Source organism: Armatimonas sp. (genome assembly GCF_031410135.1).
Taxonomy (GTDB): domain Bacteria; phylum Armatimonadota; class Armatimonadia; order Armatimonadales; family Armatimonadaceae; genus Armatimonas.
The window spans coordinates 1-2,440 of record NZ_JANNYP010000308.1 but is presented as its reverse complement, the minus strand read 5'-3'; the positions used below and the strand labels follow the sequence as shown (position 1 = coordinate 2,440).

The window sequence follows — 2,440 nt, the reverse complement described above, 5'->3', positions numbered from 1 at the left end:
AGCGCGTGGCCCTTTAGCACGCCGCTTAAATCATAGCCCCAGTCGAGGCCGCCTGCGACGACGATATTTTTTGCCCCTGTCGCTCGCACGGTGTCTAAGAGCGCCTGCATGCCGGGCGTGTGGTACTTCAGGTAGAGGCCACGCTTGGGGTCCTCATTGCGCTCCTCGACCATGCCACCGCTTTTCCAAATCTCCCAGGAGACATCGTGCGGCTCGTTGTAGAGATCAAAGAGTACCGCCGGGTGGTTGGCGTAGCGCTTGGCGAGGTCTTTCCAGAACAACACGCTGTTGTCGTCGGGCATGCAGTGCTGGCCGATATTCTGGCCCCACTTGCCGCCGTTGGACCAGTGTAGGTCAAGTAAAACATAACCATTTTGGGCGGCAACCTGGCGCACGACTCCATCCACGACGATTCTGTACTCGTCGCTACTATCGCCTGATTTGCCAAACCAACGATCTTGGGACAGAGGAATGCGAATGAGCTTTGCTTTCCAGTCCGTCAGTGCCCGGTTTAGAGACGCTGTCAGATGGTCGCCCGTGTTGCTCCAGTCTAGGCTGGGGACATTAACCCCCTGGAGACGAACCACCCGCCCCGCGCTATCTTTTAGGCGCGTTCCTTCGACATGTAACATTTTTATTTTCATCTTATTTTTTCTCTCTTGGGGGAGCGCAGCTCTTGCGCACGACCAGCTGAGGCGTCACTACTCGATGTTGCGGCGCTGTATCCGGCGCTGCTTTCTGAATACGCTCCAGCAGTAAACCCACGAACTGCGTCGCCAATGGCTCGATATGGCCGCCGATCGTGGTCAGGCGCGGGCTGATATAGGTTGCCAGATCGAGGTTGTCAAAACCCACCACCGTCATTTGTTGTGGAACAGAGATACCCGCATCGGCAAGGTAGCCAATCACCAGGGCGGCGAGTGAGTCTTGGTACGCAAAGATGGCGGTGGGAGGCTCGGGGAGTGCGAGGAGCTGCGCCACGCCACGCCCAACCTCCGCGTCTGTCTTAGCCATCACTTGCAGCGCCCCGGGAAGCGTCACACCCGCTTCGTCGAGGGCTGCTTTGAAGCCCTGAAGTCGGTCGTAGATGCCGCGATGAGGGCGCTTTCCCAAGATCGCGATGCGGCGGTGTCCCAGTCGGATCAAGTGCTGGGCGAGAGCATAGCCGCCCTTGGCATCGTCCCCGGTGACCGTATCTAAGTGTTCGGTACTCTCCACCCAGCCCATCAGTACGAGCGGAACACCCGAAGCGGCCAGCGCATTGACATGCTCACGGGCTACAAGGCCACTCTCGCCAGACACGAGTAAAATTCCGTCCACGCGCTGCGCTCGAAGCGACTCAAGACAGGCGGACTCTGCGTCTTGGTCGGTACCGCTGAGCTGGAGCTGCAGGCTATAGCCCGCCTCTCTCGCGAGATCAGCGATCAGTTGTACCAATTTGGGGTAGTAGGGGTTCGAGACCTCGGGAACCACGAGGCCAATCGTCTTGGTGGAGCGTGCCTTGAGATTGCGCGCCACTTGATTGACCTGATAGCCCGCCTCACTTGCCAGTATCTGGATGCGCTTTTTCGTCTCAGCATTGACAAGAGGGCTATCTGCCAGCGCCCGCGAGACAGTTGAGTGAGAGACGCCAGCTTGGCGTGCGATATCTTCCAGAGTAATCATGGTGAGTGAATAATGCTATTGCACACGATTGCAAGAAAAGTCTATCGGATGCTTTTCGACTTGTCAAGGCGATACAATGCCAGTCATGAGCACCTCTTTTTCGGCGTTCCCTTCGTTTCTCTACGGCGGCGACTACAATCCTGAGCAGTGGCCGCGTGAGGTCTGGACGGAGGATGTCCGGCTGATGCAAGAGGCAAGTGTCAATGTCGCCACGCTGCCCGTTTTTGGGTGGGTGAGCCTCCAGCCCGACGAGGACACGTTCACGTTTGAGTGGCTTGATGAGATTTTAGACAAGCTCGCGGCGGGTGGGATAAAAGTCTGCCTGGCAACCGCCACAGCGTCCGTGCCTGCCTGGGTAACCCAGAAGTACCCCGATGTTTTGACTGCCGACGACATGGGCGTGCGCCGCCGCCACGGGAATCGCCATACCTTCTGCCCGAACTCGGCGAACTTCCGCCGACTCTCGACCAATCTGGCCCGAAAGCTCGCCGAGCGCTACAAAGACCATCCGGCAGTGCTCCTCTGGCATGTCAGCAACGAGTACGGCAACTACTGCTGGTGCGAGACCTGCGCCGCAACGTTCCGAGAGTGGCTGAAAGTAAAGTACGGAAGCCTCGCCGAGCTGAACAAGCGCTGGTCCACGAGTTTCTGGGGGCATACGTTCACGGATCTAGCACAGGTCGAGCCGCCGTACCGCAATGGCGAGGGGGCAATCCAGGCGCTGAAGCTGGACTGGCAGCGCTTTCAGAGCGAGAGCTTGCTGAACTGCTACCGC

3 protein-coding genes are annotated in these 2,440 nt (G+C 58.4%); 1 reads left to right on the top strand and 2 read right to left on the bottom strand.

The window, feature by feature from the left end; translation table 11 throughout:
- Together RMO15_RS11120 and RMO15_RS11115 are read right to left on the bottom strand one after the other, a co-directional pair.
- On the bottom strand, window positions 1–644 hold a 644-nt coding region (locus RMO15_RS11120; RefSeq protein WP_309712038.1), incomplete at its 3' end, for a cellulase family glycosylhydrolase.
- A gap of 1 nt (window position 645) precedes the next feature.
- Window positions 646–1,665 (bottom strand): LacI family DNA-binding transcriptional regulator, encoded by a 1,020-nt coding sequence (locus tag RMO15_RS11115; RefSeq protein ID WP_309712035.1) that lies wholly within the window; start codon window positions 1,663–1,665, stop codon window positions 646–648.
- An 85-nt stretch (window positions 1,666–1,750) separates the two neighbouring features.
- On the opposite strand from RMO15_RS11115, the gene RMO15_RS11110 reads away from it, so the two are divergent.
- Window positions 1,751–2,440, top strand: a 690-nt coding sequence (locus tag RMO15_RS11110) for a beta-galactosidase (protein ID WP_309712033.1), incomplete at its 3' end; no start/stop codon positions are given.

Coding starts and splice junctions, on each gene's coding strand:
- RMO15_RS11115 (WP_309712035.1), bottom strand. CDS start 1,665: ATGATTACTCTGGAAGATATCGCACGCCAAGCTGGCGTCTCTCACTCA.